The organism is Haloferax sp. ATB1 (assembly GCF_000730175.1).
The window spans coordinates 12819-27775 of record NZ_JPES01000075.1 but is presented as its reverse complement, the minus strand read 5'-3'; the positions used below and the strand labels follow the sequence as shown (position 1 = coordinate 27775).

Genomic DNA, 14957 nt, shown 5'->3' with positions numbered 1-14957 from the left:
GGTTCGAGTGCCGCGGCCTCGGGCTCGGGAGCGAGCGCGGGGAGTGCCGGGAGTGCGAACGTCGGGGCCGGCGGGTCCGGCCTCTCGAGCCGCATGACAGCGCGGGCGAAAGGCGCTGTCAGCAGTGTCAAGCAGAGCGCACACCAGCAGGCGACCAAGCGTATCGGCCACTACGGGACGTCGGGAAAGTTGGACTCGGCACAGGCCTTGTTGTCTGAGGCGCAAACCGACCACAATACCGCGTCGTCGCAGGCGAAGTTCATCCAGAACGCGATGGCGAACGAGGAGATAGACATGGCCGAGGCCAAGAAACAGGGCTTCCTCGACGCCGAGCCGATGGAGAACCAGAAGCCGGAGTTCAAGACCGACCCCGATACCCTCGACCGGAAGATGTCGTATATGGGGACGGATGGACGAGTCGGTCGGTCAACCTCTCGCAGAAGTTCCGGGCGGCCAAGTCCGACCAGCAGGATGCCAGCGAGCGCATCACGACCGCCGAGAGCGACATCGCAACAAACGCTGTACGGAACCGCCGTGTGGAGACCGGCAAGAAGGGCGTGAGAACCGGGAAGAAAGCAGGGACGTTCACGGCGAAGACTGGCGCGGCCGCGATGATCGGCGGGGTTGGTGGCAACTCCTATCTCGCGTATTCCGCGGGCCGCCGGGCTGGTGGGCCGATGATCGGCTCGAATGGCTCGGAGTTCGGGAAAGCAGTGGGCGGCCAGAGCAAGCCACCCAAGCCCGACGATGGAAACGGGCCGGAGGTCTAGACTCAGCACAGAGTCGAGAGGTCTCTGAGCCGCTCTGTCTTCGCTCTCGCGGAGATTTAAATACGGGTATGGGGCTAAGAGGTGTGTGATTCAGAGGGACCGTCCCGCGATGCTGCGAGGGCCACAGACGGACCGTGGATTCATCTCGCGTAATCGCAGTCGGCCCTCTCGTCGATTTACACCATACAAAATCGCATCACCTCCGACCCCGCCTTCGGGCGACGCATGGCCACTCACCCATCGACATCACCAACAACAAACCATGTCACCACCATATTACGGGGACCTCGCCACTGGAACTGTGGCAATCATCATCCTCGACCTTGCATACGTCTACGTCCGCCCCCGCTTACCGACCCCCGACGGCGGTCGTCGCGAGCGCGCACTCGAAGCGGCCATCGTCGCACTTCTCGTCTCGGGCTGGGGATTGCTCGCGTATCCGGCTTTGTTCACTCCAGCGTGGCACGGAGCAGCGGGAATCGCGATGTACGGACTTCTCACGGTTCCTATCGTGGGCGTCCTCTTCTTCCTCGGGAAGCCGCTCATCCCGCCGATTGGAGCTGGCGGTGTGGTATTCATCCTGATGGTGATCGGACTCGCATTCCTGAATATGCTCCTCCCGGGGACCAACGGGGGAGAGAGCTCTCGAACCTCCTGTCCGCACCGTTCCTGGTCGCTATCCCGGTTGGCCTCTTCATCGGCGTGTACGTTGTAGGGATCCTCCAACAGGAGATTGCTGAGGACGACGAGCCAGAGTATGACCCAATCGGCTTCGCAGGGGGACCGACCTCTGAGACGCCGGACCCGAACAGCACTGGCAGTCCGTCCTCGAACACCTCTCCCTCGTCCCACACGCCGAATCCGCCGAACCGCGTCTCGATTGACGAAGTCCCACAAGACCTTCGAGAACAATTCCAGCTCGGGGATTCGTCTCCCACAGAACGAATTCCGCTGGAGGAGTACCGCTATGACTGGCGATATTCAGAGACGTCGTTCGACAATATCGGCGGCTACTACGACCTGAAGGACGCCCTCCACGAAGACGTGCTCGAGCCACTCCGAGCGGCACAGCGAGGAGATGATCGCTACTCACGATTCGGTATCGAACCGGAGCGCGGCATCCTCCTGTATGGGCCTCCGGGGACAGGGAAGACGATGTTCGCGAGAGCGCTCGCCGGAGAACTAAACATCCCGTTCGTGGAACTGTCGCCGGCGGACGTGACGAGTATGTGGGTCAACGAAAGCAGCGACCAGGTCAAGACGCTGTTCAGCGAGGCCGACGAGATCGGGCAGTGTATCATCTTCCTCGACGAAGCGGAACATCTCTTCGGCGCTCGCGAACACACCGCCAAGAGTGCCCACGCCGAAGACCGGAAGGTCACGAGTGAGTTCCTTGCGCAACTCACGCGGGATGACCGAGAGGCGATTGTGGTCTCGGCCACGAACCGACCGGGTGATATCGACCGGGCGATTCTCCGACCGGGTCGCCTGACGGCACACTTCGAGGTTGGTCTCCCCGACGAAGAGGCCCGCCACGCGATTCTCAAGACCCATCTCAAGGACATACCCTCGAGAGTGTCGGGCGATGAGTTCGCGGTGCTGGCCCGTCACACGGGTGGGTTGACTGGCGCTGATCTCGCGAATCTCGTCGGGCAGGCTCGCCGGAGTGCGGCACACCGGGACGCGAGCGCGGTCACTCGCGAGGACTTCCCTTCGGAGGACGCTCTCGAGGAGCTGTCGGCGGAGTTAGCAGCGGCGCACGAGACGGGCGAACTCCCAGACGCCGACGACGGGTCGGATACTGAGACTACCGACTCACCGGAAGCGAAAGCGGGCGTGCGAGCGGATGATGAGGGGGATTCCGGACCCGACGGCCCTGCTCGCGGCTACCAGTAGGGAAGACGCTCTCTCACGAGGCCGGGGACTCGGAATGGCGGTGGCGGGATTTCTGTGGCGTAGCAGCGCGAGGGTGGCCAGGGGGTTAGTCCTACGCAACAATTGAACCTGCTACTTACTTCACTCTGTTGCGTAGGAATCGCTGGCTCGCCGTTCCCCGCCCGGCGGCTCTGCTCGCGACGTCGGGGGGCCTCAGTTCGCATACTCCCCCACCAACCGCTGTGCAACGGTCGGTGGCAGTACGGTACTCCGGCGTGGCTGGCAACGAGGCCACGTATCCCGATGCTTCGATCTCGTCGTCGACTTCACTTCGATAGAGGGGTGTGTCCGCATTCGTGGCTCGTGACGCTCGGTGGAGATATGCGGGATTGCGGGGAATAGCGACAAAAAGCGACCGACTACGGCCGATTTCGCTGACTCGGTTTATAGGCAGATAGAGCGTATAGTTGAGTGGACATGAACACCCTCCGTGAAGATGCCCAACTACTCCACGAGCAGGTGGCTCCCCACCTCTCGGACGACCAGGCAGATGACTACGACGTCGACGCTCTCGAGACGCTGTTCGACTCCTACGTGAACACGTATCGAGTGCCGAGAAACGCGGCCTTCGACAGCGTCCGTAACCACGTCCTCAAAGAGGCGGGTGTGGATACGGAAGCGTTCTGGGCCTCACTCCGAGGCGGCGACCAGGGAACGACCGAGGAACCACTTCCGCTCGCTGAATGCACCACTGACGGCGCATGGGTGACGGTGCGAGCGAAAATCGTCGAACTCTGGGACCCCCGTGAGGACTCGATCCACCAGGTTGGTCTCGTCGGTGACGAGAGTGGCCGGATGAAGTTCGTCGCGTGGACGAAGTCGAACCCCCCGGTCCTCGAGGAGGACACGACGTACACGTTCAAGGACGTCGTCGTCGACGAGTATGACGGCAATTACTCGCTGAAGATTAATTCGCGGAGCGAAATCATCGAGCACGCGAGGGACAGTCCGGAGGCCATCGGCACGGTCGGGACGATGACGACCGCCTATGAGGGTGTGTTCGTTGCGATACAGAGTCAGTCGGGCCTCATCAAGCGATGCACAGATCCAGAGTGTACGCGGGTGATTCAGCAGGGCGAGTGTAGCGAGCACGGCCCGAACGAGGGTGAGTTCGACCTCCGAATCAAGGGCGTCCTCGACGATGGGGAGTCCGTTCAGGAGTGTCTGTTCACCGCTGGAATGACGGAAGTCGTGACGGGCATCGACCTGGAGACGGCGATGGAGATGGCGTCGGACTCGCTCGACCTCACTGTGGTTGAGCGGCGACTGACCGAGATGCTCATCGGCCGCCGATTCACGGTCGAAGGGCCGCTTCTCGGTCGGTATCTCCTCGTCGACGAGGCGACGGATTCATCGAACCGGGCGTTCGCTCAGGGCTACCACGATGCGGTTGATGGCTTGCTTTCTGAGTACGGCTATGATGGGCCGGGCCTGACGGCCGAGAACATCGAGGATCTCCCGCAGACCTATGACGCGCCGGTCGCGGCGGGAGGGAACTAAGACCAATGGCAGCAGCAGACACCACCCCCCAGCAGACCGACGTACCGACTCGCGAAGTCGCCAAGCGCGTCTTCGCCGCAGAGCTGAATACGGCGACCTACACGTTCAAAACCTCACAAGATGAGCGCGCCCCGGTCTACGTTGCGCTCCCGACGGGCGAGCGGGCCAACCGCATCTGTATCGCGGGCACGGTCACGGATATCGAAGACGTCGGAGAGAGCGCAGAGTACCTCCGCGCTCGCGTCGTCGACCCGACCGGGACGTTCTGGGTGTACGCTGGCGAGTATCAGACAGACGCGCTCAAGCAACTCAAGAAGGTCCAGGCGCCGGAGTTCGTCACGATCGTCGGCAAGCCACGGACCTACAAGACTGACGACGGGTCGGTGAACGTCTCGGTTGTTCCCGAAGACGTCGGCGTGATCCACCTAGAGACGCGGAACGCATGGGTGTACGAAACAGCGGCGCGGACTCTCGAGCGCGTTCACTCTGCGCAGGAGACGTCTCCGAAAGTAGCAGCACTTGCCCGCGAACAGTACGGCCACGATGGGGCGTCGTTCGCGCACGTCGCGGCGTTCGCCCTCCAGGACCTCCTCAATGTGAGCGGTCACGACGCGGTGAGCGGGACGAGTCTCGACGAAGAGGCGTTCAAGAAGCGTCTGCTTGAAGTCGAGTCTGAGGACTCGGCCGAATCCTCCGGCGACGACGTCGACGACGCTGCGGATCTCGAGAGCGAGTCGCTGTCAGCGGAGGAGCTGGGGAAGCAACTCGGTGACCCATCCGGCGTCGACAGCGAATCCGGCTAGTCATGTTCGGACGGCGTTCCGGAATCAACGGTCGGTTTGATGACCCGGGAGCTCACGACGGGAAGTACCCGCCGGACTGGGATGCTCGTCGGAAGGCGGTCTATGAGCGCGATAATTATACCTGCCAGCAGTGTGGGCGACGAAGTGGTCCCCACGCCGGTGATGGTGGGGTCGTATTGCACGCTCACCACCGGCAGTCTCTTCGTGACGGTGGCTGGCATCATCTCGGGAACTTGGTGACGGTCTGCCAGTACTGCCACGATGGGATTCACGGTCACCCGACGGGGAGTGGCTACGGTGTGGGTGGGTTCAACGGGCTGCGCGTCCTTCGAGCGGCCGGTCGAGCCTTCCTGCGAGGCATCCGGTGGGTGCTGCGATGACCGAGACGGTGACCGCGATGTCCGATAGGAAGCTGGGCGTCCTGGCACTAAGCGTCGTGGTCCTGCTCGTGGGCGCGGTGCTCGTCTGGTATTCGTATCAGTGCACGGTCTGTCTCCTCGGCGACGCGGGACCGAATCCCCCCACCGGGACGTGTGCACCGAACATGCGCTTTCGTCCTAGGCGTCATCGCGATAGTCGCCGGCGGTGCCGGACTCGTGTATAATCTCGCCTCGAGATTCGCGTGGGAAGACACCACAGAATCCAATTCAGGATTCTCGACTGAGTCGTGACCTGGTTCTCGCTATGTCAGGCGACGCGTGTGCCGCCAGGGAGTGGCACAGTTCGTGGGCCGGGTTCGGCCATCACGATGTCGTCGTGGGGTGCTGACCGGACGGCGAAGGTACAGCCGACGACGGGGTCGAGTTCGTTCATCAGCCCCGGTTCTGTTCGGTAGTAGGCGAACGAGAGTTCTGCAATCTGTTGAACCTCGGCGCGCATTACTTGCGAGTGTATCCCGGGAAGGAGTCGGTCTTCGTCGAGCGAGGAGATCGCGAAGTCGATATCGAGGGCTTCGTCGATGTCGATGTCGGTATCGGCGAACCCATATCGAGGGCTTCGTCGATGTCGATGTCGGTATCGGCGAACCCATATCTTGGGCGTCTGTTCTCGTTCCTATCCCCGGCTCCGTCGGGGTCGTCATCGGTGACGTTCTCGTGGGCTCGCTGCGAGTGATCGTCGTCAACGCCAAACGATGAGGGCGACATTGGGTAAGGGTGTCCCGTGGCGGGGCCCTCGAGCTCGGGCATCGCGATGCCGATGCGTCGGTGAGGATCGTCTTTGCGTAGGGCCCGCTGAAGAGCAGGAGGTCCTCGAGGCGGGTTCGGCCGGAGATGCGGTCGACGTCGAGGACCTCGAAGCGGTCGGCCTGCGGTGCGAGCTGGTCGAGGAGGAAGTGGCCGTCGTTGGCGGCGGAGATAGTGAGTTGAAATTCGTCAAGAGCACGAGCGACGATGATGACGTACTCGGGAGGGTATCCGAGGTCGGTCACGGCGTGGTAGATGTTCGTGGCGGTGACGGGGGAGTACAGGGGAGTGGTGGATGGCGAATCGGTGTCGAACGGGTCGGTTGGAGTGGGGGTGGTCATCAGCGAGCGGTCTAGCCGCGTAATCGCTTATAAACCTCAGCAGGGCAGAAAACTCGAACCAGAGTGGGAAGGTTGTCGGAAGAGATGTCGATCGAGGTCGGACACCCCCACCCCTTTTTCGAGTTGTAACAGAACGAGGGTGGGTGGGGGTCACTGTCGCGTTGCGGCTCGAACAGGCTGTATTCCACGATTTCAGCGGTTACAAACACCGTATCGCCCATTTTCAAGAGTGTACTACAATAAAGGAAATTTTATGTAGTACGGTAGCATACCACAACCGCACTAGACAATACCTACGAACGATACGTAAATTTTCTTACGTATCCGTGAGTGGTGAGGGGATCGTGGGTTAACCTCTGATAACCGTGCTCTGACGACCTCTCCCGTTCGTCCTTGCTGTTCTCGTCGTGTTCAACAGCATCTCTCCCCGTGTCATCGCTGTCCGTTACAACTCGAAAAAGGGGTGGGGGTGTGGGTTGATTCCTCGAGGACGCTTCGTGATCTCCACCGAGTGCTGTCCGTGGTTTGCCCTGTGGTCCTGTACTCGAGGCTCGTGTGGAACTCGTTCATCTTATTCTCACCATTTGATACAATCGTCCATCGCGTAATTCTCAAAACTGTGTTAGAGGCTCCCAAGACGTTACAACTCGAAATAGGGGTGTGCCGCTCCGTCGACAGCGGTTCGAGCCTGGAAAAGAAGAGATAGCCGAATCAGTCACTCCATCGGTTGAATCTTCGCGTTTACAAATCGAAATCGGTGCCCTTCAGTTATTTATACTAGGCCTACAGAGGATGGAGACATGGGTGATGGACCGCCGGATATAGATAACCAGACGGAACAGTCTGGTTCTATAGACGAAGTTCCGAGAGATGGGGGGAGCAATTCTGACGGGTCCGACACCAGTCAATCTACATTCGGTGATTCGGGGAGCGGCATCTCGATCATGGATGAACTCCAATCCGAATCTGTCGAAACCGTCTTCGAGAACAAGGATTTGGTTCGCCCCGACACCATCATCGACGAAGATCGAATCGTTGGTCGCGATGACCAGCTGAAGACCGTCATCACGAATCTAAAGCCCGCACTCCAGGGTCAGGGGATTCCGGATATGTTGTTGACCGGACCGTCTGGAACCGGGAAGTCACTGATTATCCACGCGGTCTGTAAGAAAATCGTCGAGCTGAGCGAGGCTCAGGGAATGCGGTTCGGTGTGTTTTCGATAAACTGCGAGGGACCCGGCACCACCAGTCGCGCTGTCTATCGTCTTATCCAGGAAGCGACGATGAATATCGAGGAGGAACCTGGTGTTCCCGAGAGTGGTGTCTCGACAGACCAGAAACTCGAGCGCCTCTGGGAAATCATGCGCGAGCACTACGTGGGCGTCATCTTCGTTCTCGACGAAATCGACATGCTCGATGGTCCATACTCTGAACCAGAATACAATTCGCTTCTCTACCAGTTGTCCCGAGCTCGCGATCTCGGTCGCTTTGATGGCCCCGTCTCTGTGACTGCAATTACCAACTACGTCGATTTCATGTCTGATCTCAACAGCCGCGCAAATAGCTCGTTCAATCCTGACGAGGTTTTCTTCGAGGATTACGATGCGACGCAGCTCCGACACATCCTCCGAAACCGCGAAGACGCATTCAAACAGGAAGCTCTCGCGAGTGACGTCGTTCCGCTCGTGGCTGCGTTCGGCTCGCAAACCCATGGTGATGCACGGAAGGCTATCGACCTCCTTCGGTGGTCCGGCGAATTAGCGATAAGCAGGGGGATGAACGGGTGTTGGAAACCCACGTCCGGACTGCTCAGGAACGATACGACTCCGATCGAAAATTGCGACACATCGGCGGGCTGTCGACTCAAAAGAAGCTCTGTATTTTCGCCGTCGCCGCAACGGACTATTATTCAAATGTGAGTGTCGACTGGATTCCCGCTGGCCCTTCCTACAGTCTCTATCAGTACGTCTGTGATGTCCTCGATTCGGACTCCTATGGACGAGAAACCTTCGTCAACCACGTCACTGAGCAGGCGACCTACGGTATTCTCGAGTTTGACCGACGTGGTCGTGGGAGGGGCAAAGGTATCCACATGCACTTTGATCTCGCTGAGGACCCCGAGTCAATCATGGAACGAATACTGGAGGACGACCGCTTCTCAGAGTTAGAGCGCGAAGAGGAGATGATGCGATCGGTCGCCAAGTCGCAGATGAACTCGTTTCTGAATTGAAGCGCGATTACGAACTCTCCCCCTCCGGTCTTTACAACACGAAATAGGGGGGTCCTCGGACAATACCCTTCGATAGTCATGCCGAATGTCGCGTTACAACTCGAAATAGGGGTGTCCACCACCCTGTCCGCTGTTCTTGTGGGTGTCCTCTTGGCTTACAACTCGAAATAGGGGGGTGGTCCTTCGACCAGGCTAGCGATTCAACCCTCCCGCTGATTCTCATACCCCTTTGTTTCTACTCGACACTTTGAGCTAACGACTTCAAAACAAGAAAACGGCTTAGATGAGCTGGAAGCCGCGAATTCTCTATATTTACAACTCGAAAAAGGGGTGTGTTACAACACGAAATAGGGGTGTGTTACAACACGAAATAGGGGTGTCTGCCCACGTCCCTACCCCCTTCACAACGCGAAATAGGGGTGTGGTCAGCTCCAGTTCGTAATACCGATTATCTGAGTTCCATCGAGTTCTCGTCGAATGTCGGTCCGATCCCAGCCGAGCGGAGACAGTATACTCTCCGATCCCAGCCGAGCGGAGACAGTATACTCTCGACTGCTCTGACGACTGAACCTCGTAGTAGGAGGCGTCGTAGGCGTTGATATCTTCGTGGGCGAGGGCCACCCGATCTCGCGAGGATTTCTCGTTGTCGACGACCACGTACTCGATATCCTGGCCCGGGTGGACTGCAAGGTCCTGATCGCGAGCGCGTTTCAGCGCCGCCACGTTCAGGGTATTCTGTGTGTACCCCTCTAGCGGCTTAGAGACTCGATTTCGCTCGAAGAGCCGCTCCACTGAGACGGTCCCCGACCACAGCTCGTTGATTGCTCGTTCGAGACGCCCGAGTACCGCGTCCGGTGACCGTGTGGTATCGAGTCGGTCGAGACAAGCCCGCTGGATATCTTCGATGAACGGCGGGGTCGAGCGTTGTCGGGCTTCGATGCCTCTGATCTTGAACTCCTCACTGTCGGCTTCTTTGCCGAAATACTTCGTCAACGCGCCGGCGTCGCTCTCACGCTGCGGGACGAACGCGACCCAGTCGTAGTGTGCCTCGTGTTCGAGCCGAATCTCGACTGCATCAGAAATCTCCGTCGCGAGCGTCTCGAGGTCCTCGCGGCCATCATCGTCGACGTCGGGATTTGGCGTCACCCATATGGAGTCGACGATACCGTGGACAACGCGCCAGCCACCGGCCTCCAGACGCTGTTTCGCCGTCAGCAGAATCTCGCGAGCAAACGCGTTGATCGCCTCGTGGCACTCGATACGGCCGAACTTCGCGTTGCTGAACCCTTGATAGCCAAAGCAGGCGACGAGAATCCACTTCAGCGCACCCGACCGTCCTTCGAGTTCCGCCAGTCGGTCCTCGTCGGGGTCGTCTCGATTTTCCTCGTGACGGATGTTCGCCTTAATCTCGTCGCGGGCATCGATAATCGGCTGGAGGACGTCGACGAGATAACCCCGCTCGTCGCACATCGAGTATCCAAGGCCGGGGACGTCGTCGCGTTCGTGGCAGCCACACCGGATGACGTCCGGTGAGACGTTCCGCGTGCAGATGATATTCGGGTAGAGACTCGAGAAATCCAGTTCGTGGACGTTCTCGTGGAGGCCGACGTCGGGCGCGAAGATGAAGCCGCCACGGTCGGCATCGTGGAGCGTTCCCATCGACTTATAGAACTCGTGGCGCCAGGAGTTCCACGGCACAAGGACGCCGCGGTCGTGTGCCTCACAGATCTGGATCGCCGTGAGGACGTTCCCGATCGACGCCCAGGCGAGTTCCTGGATGGGCTTTTTTGAGCGCGACACGAGGTCGAGGACGCCGTCGAGGTTTGTCTCCCCGTAGAAGAACGTGTTCGACTCGTCGATAATCGCACGGCCGGGCACGTTGTACCGCGCCGGGGAGTGCCCAACCCGACCGTAGCTCGAGTACGTCGACCGCCTCGCGAGCTGCTGATAATCGACACCCGGCCACCGACTCAGCGAGAAGTCGTCGACGCCAGCGTCCGTCGCCATCTCGTAGAGCGTCGGAACAATTTCACTTGTCGAGCAGACCAAGACATCCGGGTTGTGTACTTCAAGAGCTGTCTCTACGGCCGACAGAATGTCTGCCGGCGAACCAGTGACGGTGTCGCCGGTGACGGACAGCTCTCCATAGCTGTCGTTGCTCGTTTCGGTCAGCGGGACGCTAAGTCGGAGTGTCGACAACTCACTAGCCGGCGTCGGATCGACGTCTTCCTCCAGGCAATACCGAAATTCCCGTGAGAAGTCGACGTTGAAACAGGCGAGATCACCGACTGGATACTCCGACAACTGGCGCGCTTGCCGGGCTAGCGGGGTGACGCGGTCGATGTGCGTAACGTCGACCGCGAGGACTGTCTCCTCGTCCCGTCGAAAGCCGGGCCGTCGTGCAACCGTATCGGTCGCGACGACGTCCGGGTGCTGGTCGTACACCGACTGGAGTGTCGTGAGATCGATGTCGGCGTCAGGGTCACGAGGGGTGACGTAGAAGCGTGGGTTGTAGTCATCGCGTTCGGTCGCGACGGCGCCGTCAGCTGTCGTCTCCCACTCGAGGACGCGCCCATCGTCGAAGAAGTCGATACTGAACGGCATCGTCACGAGTTCGAGTCTGGTGGAGCAGCCTCCTGGTCATCGTTTGCTGCGACCGCGGCTTCGAGTTCCTTGAGACGTTCCTCGTGGTTGTCGAGACGGGTTTCCTGTTCAAGATGGATGCTGAACAGTGCCGGTAATAGCGGATTCTGGTGGTTCAACAGCCCGCTAGCGTCGGCGTGTTCGCGAGCGTACTCGAACAGCCGGTCAAACCGCGGTTGGTCGCGTCGACGCAGTGCCCGTCGGAAGTCCGACCAGCGCTCCTCGATGGCCCGCAGTGCATCTCGGTACGTCGGGTTCGTACGCCCCATCGCTACCGGCCTCCTGTGCCGGTCGCCGCCCACGCATCGAGCAGGGGATCCGGGGTCGTCGCCACAGTCTCACCGTCAGCTGTGACACCCGTCCCGACGCCCTCCGGAGTCGGCGTCGACGGCGTCGGCGTCGACGGTTCCACGCCCACCTGCGAAGCGCGTGCCACGAGGAGTTGCCTCCAGTACGCGAACGTCGTCTGGTAGTACGCACCGTCGTCGACGGGATAGACGAGCGTCTCGAAGTCCTCGCCGACGATCCGCGGCCCCATCCGGGTCTGCTTGCACTCAAGGTGGTGGTCGGCGGCTGTCGCGACCGATGTCGTGAAGTCGTCGTCTCGGGCCCGGGTAATGAGCACAGGGATATCGTATCCGACAGCGTAGGTTGCCAACCGGGCGAGTGTTCGAGCCTGCAAGGTTTTTGCGTGGGTCTCGCCGAGGCTATCGTCAGCGCGATACTGAGCGTCGACGGCCGGTGCGACGATAAGGGCGGGTGTGTGGTGGGATTCGTCCTCGTCATCAGTTGGTGACCGCCGGCCGCGTGCCCCGACATCGGCGGTGGACTTCTGGATTGCCTTGTTCACCGCTGTTGGGAGATCGCGGACGGCGCCGTAGTGCTGGTAGGCGGTGAAGCCCCGTGCGACGTGGATCCTATCGAGCAACCGCTGGCTCGGGGCGATTTTCGAAAGCGTGGTCGTCGTAGCGTGGCCGTTTGCATCGACCAGAATGAGGGTCCGTTGTGTAGGAGGATATGGTCGAGCACGAGTGACTGCAGAATCGGGACGCCACGGCCGCCCTCCACGTCGAGCAGCGTGATACCATCCTCGAGCGACGGCAACAGCATATCGTCCGTTGGTGGGTCAGCTTGGTCCGCGAGGGATTGATTGCGGTCAGACCCCCGAGTCGGCTGGTTCACCACGAGACGGTTCGATCGAACTGTCGATTGGTCAGGCATACTCGTGTGGATGCCCACAATCCCGATAAGCCGCGGCGTGTCGCTTCCACGTTTCAGGGAACACGAACGGAGCGTATCCAATCACGGTTTACTCTCGAGAATCCTATGTTTAGAGACGTTTCCGAGAACGGTTCCAGAACGGAGCGTATCCAATCACGGTTTACTCTCGAGAATCCTATGTTTAGAGACGTTTCCGAGAACGGTTCCAGAATCGAGAGCCACCTAATGTTAACCAACAGTTCCACCCCCTGCATCGGTTGGTCTTTCTGGGCTAGAAAGGGACTTCTCCTCACAGAGCGTACGTCTCTCGTTGTGACACGGCCAGTCGGGAGTCAAGCGGAATTAGAGGCGAGGCGACGGCTTGCCGTCGCCTTGCTTCGATTAGGCCACGGCGCGTACGAAGTCGCCGACGTCGTCGGTGTGTCACCGAGTTCTGTCTACCGATGGAAAGAAGCCTACGAAGGTGGTGGAGACGAGGGACTCGATGCGAAACCGCACAAAGGCGGTCCCTCAGCTAAACTCTCCGATGAGCAGTTGACCGCGCTTGCGGCCCTCCTGCTGGAAGGGCCGCAAGCGCATGGATTCGACATGATCTCTGGACGCTCAAACGCATCGCAGCAGTAATTGAACAGAAATTCGACGTCTCTGTCGGCCAAACAACTGTCTGGCGGTATCTCCAGAGAATGAACTGGAGTTGCCAGAAGCCCGAGCGTCGCTCCCGCAGGCGCGACGCGGACGCAGTTCGTCGCTGGGAAGAAGAAACGATTCCAGCACTTGAAAAAAAGCACGAGTAAACGACTTTGTGCTAGTGTTTCTCGACGAGAGTACCGTCCGAATGCAATCGACAGTTCGACGAACGTGGTCGTCACGCGGTCACACGCCAATCCACCGCAATTCAGGCAGCTGGGACAGTATTCGTGCGGTTGCAACCCTGACGGTCGCGCCGAGGACCGGCGCGACCGTCTTGGACTTCTGGTTGTCCGAGAAAAGCGTTGATAGCGAGAAAATGGCGTTCTTACTACGCGATTCGTTCAACCAACGCGGACAAGATTGTATTCTGATCTGGGACAATTACCCAGCGCACAAACCGACCGCGAGAATGATGACAACGCCTGGATGGCCGATGGCTCCCAAGGTCGCCATCGACATCCAGTTCCTTCCGACATACGCGCCAGACTTCAACCCCGTTGAGCAGGTCTGGAAGTCGGTGAAATACGACGATCTTGCGAATTACGTACCCACTGATCTCGCCGCGCTAAAAGCGCGACTCGATCAGTCGCTCCGAGCAGTGCAAGACCGTCCGGAACTCCTCAAGTCCTTTGTCAGATGGGCTGGGTTCGAGCTTGATGAGTCGCATTAGAACTGAAAAGACCAAGTTTTGTTGGTTAAACCGCTACCAACGGCTCTCACCGGTCTTCCAACAGCTGTAACATAATTCGAAACTCTCCATCAATGAGTTTCGTCTGATGTTACAGCCCACCCGAGGACTCCGAACTCCGGATGATTCTACGAGTTCGAAGGGAGGCGCCCATCAGGTCGTGGGACCTGTCCCTGTTTGATCTCGTGATCGACTCGCCGGAGGTGTTTACAGCCGCCTTCGGGCGTATGCTTCCGCCAGTCTGGACAGGTACACGACTCGCTGATCACGTCGACTTCGTACCAGTTACCGGACGCTGATCGGACCTCGTACCGGCCACCCTTTTCGAGCAGCGAGACGGCCATCGCTTCGTCGACGGCACGTCTGGTTCGCGGCTCGAGATCGTCGTATTGGGTTGAGTGCTCCGTGACGACCATCCGATCGAGCACGTCGCCGGTCCGGCCGCCGTCTGGGGCAACCGCAGCTTCGGGACCGTGGAGCCGATTCGCAAGCAGGGTCTCGACCGGGTGCCCCTCCGGCCACAGATAGTGGACTTCGCGACGCTCGCGATGGTCGTAGGAGCCGCAGGCGGCTGCGCTCCCGGTCCAGACACGCCATGCCCCGAGTGCTGCCATCATGTTGACGATGATCCGGGGAATGGCCTCGTACTCACTGGGATAGAACACCCGGAAGCGGGTACACTCCGCCTGCGGCGGAATCATCTCCCACCACTCGACGTCGTCGCCCCAGCTCTCGTACATCGCCTCGTCCTCTCCGTAGCCGACGGTCACACCGTCGATCTGCGACACGTCCACCGAGATCTCGTCAGCCTCGCCTTCGAGGAGCCGAAGGACGGCGTACCGAAGATACTCGTGTTCTGGGTGGTCGGTAGACTGGGCGACCTGCTCGTGGTACTCTGCGACTCGTTCCGCCTCGTCGAGGACGGTCGTTAGATATCGGTTGGTCATGGGTC

The 14957-nt window shown here is 59.8% G+C and carries 15 protein-coding genes and 2 pseudogenes; 12 read left to right on the top strand and 5 right to left on the bottom strand.

Annotated elements, in window-relative coordinates:
* From ATB1_RS22035 to ATB1_RS20735, 7 genes and pseudogenes are all read left to right on the top strand, one after another.
* A partial coding sequence (locus ATB1_RS22035) for a hypothetical protein (protein ID WP_157837739.1) occupies nt 1–561 on the top strand: 561 nt, incomplete at its 5' end.
* A complete protein-coding gene (locus tag ATB1_RS11965; RefSeq protein WP_042663921.1) occupies nt 537–770 on the top strand; it encodes a hypothetical protein in 234 nt (77 codons plus the stop codon). The genes ATB1_RS22035 and ATB1_RS11965, both read left to right, overlap by 25 nt.
* A gap of 262 nt (nt 771–1032) precedes the next feature.
* Nucleotides 1033–1485 (top strand): hypothetical protein, encoded by a 453-nt coding sequence (locus ATB1_RS22030; protein ID WP_042663919.1) that lies wholly within the window; start codon nt 1033–1035, stop codon nt 1483–1485.
* The gene (locus ATB1_RS19910; RefSeq protein WP_052367956.1) at nt 1473–2666 is read left to right on the top strand and encodes a 26S protease regulatory subunit; all 1194 of its coding nucleotides are present in this window, start codon (nt 1473–1475) and stop codon (nt 2664–2666) included. The genes ATB1_RS22030 and ATB1_RS19910 overlap by 13 nt, the downstream gene beginning before the upstream one ends.
* A 456-nt stretch (nt 2667–3122) precedes the next feature.
* Nucleotides 3123–4205 (top strand): hypothetical protein, encoded by a 1083-nt coding sequence (locus ATB1_RS11950; RefSeq protein WP_052367954.1) that lies wholly within the window; start codon nt 3123–3125, stop codon nt 4203–4205.
* A gap of 5 nt (nt 4206–4210) precedes the next feature.
* A pseudogene (locus ATB1_RS11945) lies at nt 4211–4795 on the top strand (DNA-binding protein); the annotation flags it as partial.
* A gap of 215 nt (nt 4796–5010) precedes the next feature.
* Nucleotides 5011–5388, top strand: coding sequence for an HNH endonuclease (locus tag ATB1_RS20735; protein WP_082256386.1), 378 nt, complete (start codon nt 5011–5013; stop codon nt 5386–5388).
* 307 nt (nt 5389–5695) lie between these two features.
* On the opposite strand, the gene ATB1_RS11935 is transcribed toward ATB1_RS20735, so the two are convergent.
* Entirely contained in the window at nt 5696–5887 is a 192-nt protein-coding gene (locus tag ATB1_RS11935) for a hypothetical protein (protein ID WP_042663915.1), read from the bottom strand.
* Between the two features lie 1590 nt (nt 5888–7477).
* On the opposite strand from ATB1_RS11935, the gene ATB1_RS11920 reads away from it, so the two are divergent.
* Both ATB1_RS11920 and ATB1_RS23310 read left to right on the top strand, forming a co-directional pair.
* The gene (locus ATB1_RS11920) at nt 7478–8452 is read left to right on the top strand and encodes a Cdc6/Cdc18 family protein (RefSeq protein ID WP_241768202.1); all 975 of its coding nucleotides are present in this window, start codon (nt 7478–7480) and stop codon (nt 8450–8452) included.
* Entirely contained in the window at nt 8371–8763 is a 393-nt protein-coding gene (locus ATB1_RS23310; protein WP_394324773.1) for a hypothetical protein, read from the top strand. Before ATB1_RS11920 ends, ATB1_RS23310 begins: the two co-directional genes overlap by 82 nt.
* A 312-nt stretch (nt 8764–9075) precedes the next feature.
* Here the strand turns inward: ATB1_RS23310 and ATB1_RS11915 are convergent, their stop codons facing one another.
* The 3 genes and pseudogenes from ATB1_RS11915 to ATB1_RS11905 form a co-directional block, all read right to left on the bottom strand.
* The gene (locus ATB1_RS11915) at nt 9076–11367 is read right to left on the bottom strand and encodes a type B DNA-directed DNA polymerase (protein ID WP_394324772.1); all 2292 of its coding nucleotides are present in this window, start codon (nt 11365–11367) and stop codon (nt 9076–9078) included.
* A gap of 2 nt (nt 11368–11369) precedes the next feature.
* Entirely contained in the window at nt 11370–11675 is a 306-nt protein-coding gene (locus ATB1_RS11910; protein WP_042663909.1) for a hypothetical protein, read from the bottom strand.
* A gap of 2 nt (nt 11676–11677) precedes the next feature.
* A pseudogene (locus ATB1_RS11905) lies at nt 11678–12516 on the bottom strand (hypothetical protein).
* A 423-nt stretch (nt 12517–12939) separates the two neighbouring features.
* On the opposite strand from ATB1_RS11905, the gene ATB1_RS22025 reads away from it, so the two are divergent.
* From ATB1_RS22025 to ATB1_RS19905, 3 genes are read left to right on the top strand one after another with little or no spacing between them, the layout of a single operon-like run.
* Nucleotides 12940–13251, top strand: coding sequence for a helix-turn-helix domain-containing protein (locus tag ATB1_RS22025; protein WP_157837738.1), 312 nt, complete (start codon nt 12940–12942; stop codon nt 13249–13251).
* Nucleotides 13209–13421 carry a winged helix-turn-helix domain-containing protein gene (locus ATB1_RS24595; RefSeq protein WP_082256385.1) on the top strand — a complete coding sequence of 71 codons (213 nt, stop codon included), beginning with the start codon at nt 13209–13211 and terminating at the stop codon, nt 13419–13421. The genes ATB1_RS22025 and ATB1_RS24595 overlap by 43 nt, the downstream gene beginning before the upstream one ends.
* A gap of 8 nt (nt 13422–13429) precedes the next feature.
* Nucleotides 13430–13987 (top strand): transposase, encoded by a 558-nt coding sequence (locus ATB1_RS19905; protein ID WP_343122542.1) that lies wholly within the window; start codon nt 13430–13432, stop codon nt 13985–13987.
* Nucleotides 13988–14133: 146 nt separating this feature from the next.
* Here ATB1_RS19905 and ATB1_RS11890 read toward each other — a convergent pair whose 3' ends face one another.
* Nucleotides 14134–14952, bottom strand: a complete 819-nt coding sequence (locus ATB1_RS11890; protein WP_042661835.1) for a hypothetical protein — start codon at nt 14950–14952, stop codon at nt 14134–14136.
* Nucleotides 14953–14957: the final 5 nt, after the last annotated feature.

Coding starts and splice junctions, on each gene's coding strand:
- ATB1_RS22030 (WP_042663919.1), top strand. CDS start 1,033: ATGTCACCACCATATTACGGGGACCTCGCCACTGGAACTGTGGCAATC.
- ATB1_RS11950 (WP_052367954.1), top strand. CDS start 3,123: ATGAACACCCTCCGTGAAGATGCCCAACTACTCCACGAGCAGGTGGCT.
- ATB1_RS20735 (WP_082256386.1), top strand. CDS start 5,011: ATGTTCGGACGGCGTTCCGGAATCAACGGTCGGTTTGATGACCCGGGA.
- ATB1_RS11935 (WP_042663915.1), bottom strand. CDS start 5,887: ATGCGCGCCGAGGTTCAACAGATTGCAGAACTCTCGTTCGCCTACTAC.
- ATB1_RS11920 (WP_241768202.1), top strand. CDS start 7,478: ATGGATGAACTCCAATCCGAATCTGTCGAAACCGTCTTCGAGAACAAG.
- ATB1_RS11915 (WP_394324772.1), bottom strand. CDS start 11,367: ATGCCGTTCAGTATCGACTTCTTCGACGATGGGCGCGTCCTCGAGTGG.
- ATB1_RS11910 (WP_042663909.1), bottom strand. CDS start 11,675: ATGGGGCGTACGAACCCGACGTACCGAGATGCACTGCGGGCCATCGAG.
- ATB1_RS11890 (WP_042661835.1), bottom strand. CDS start 14,952: ATGACCAACCGATATCTAACGACCGTCCTCGACGAGGCGGAACGAGTC.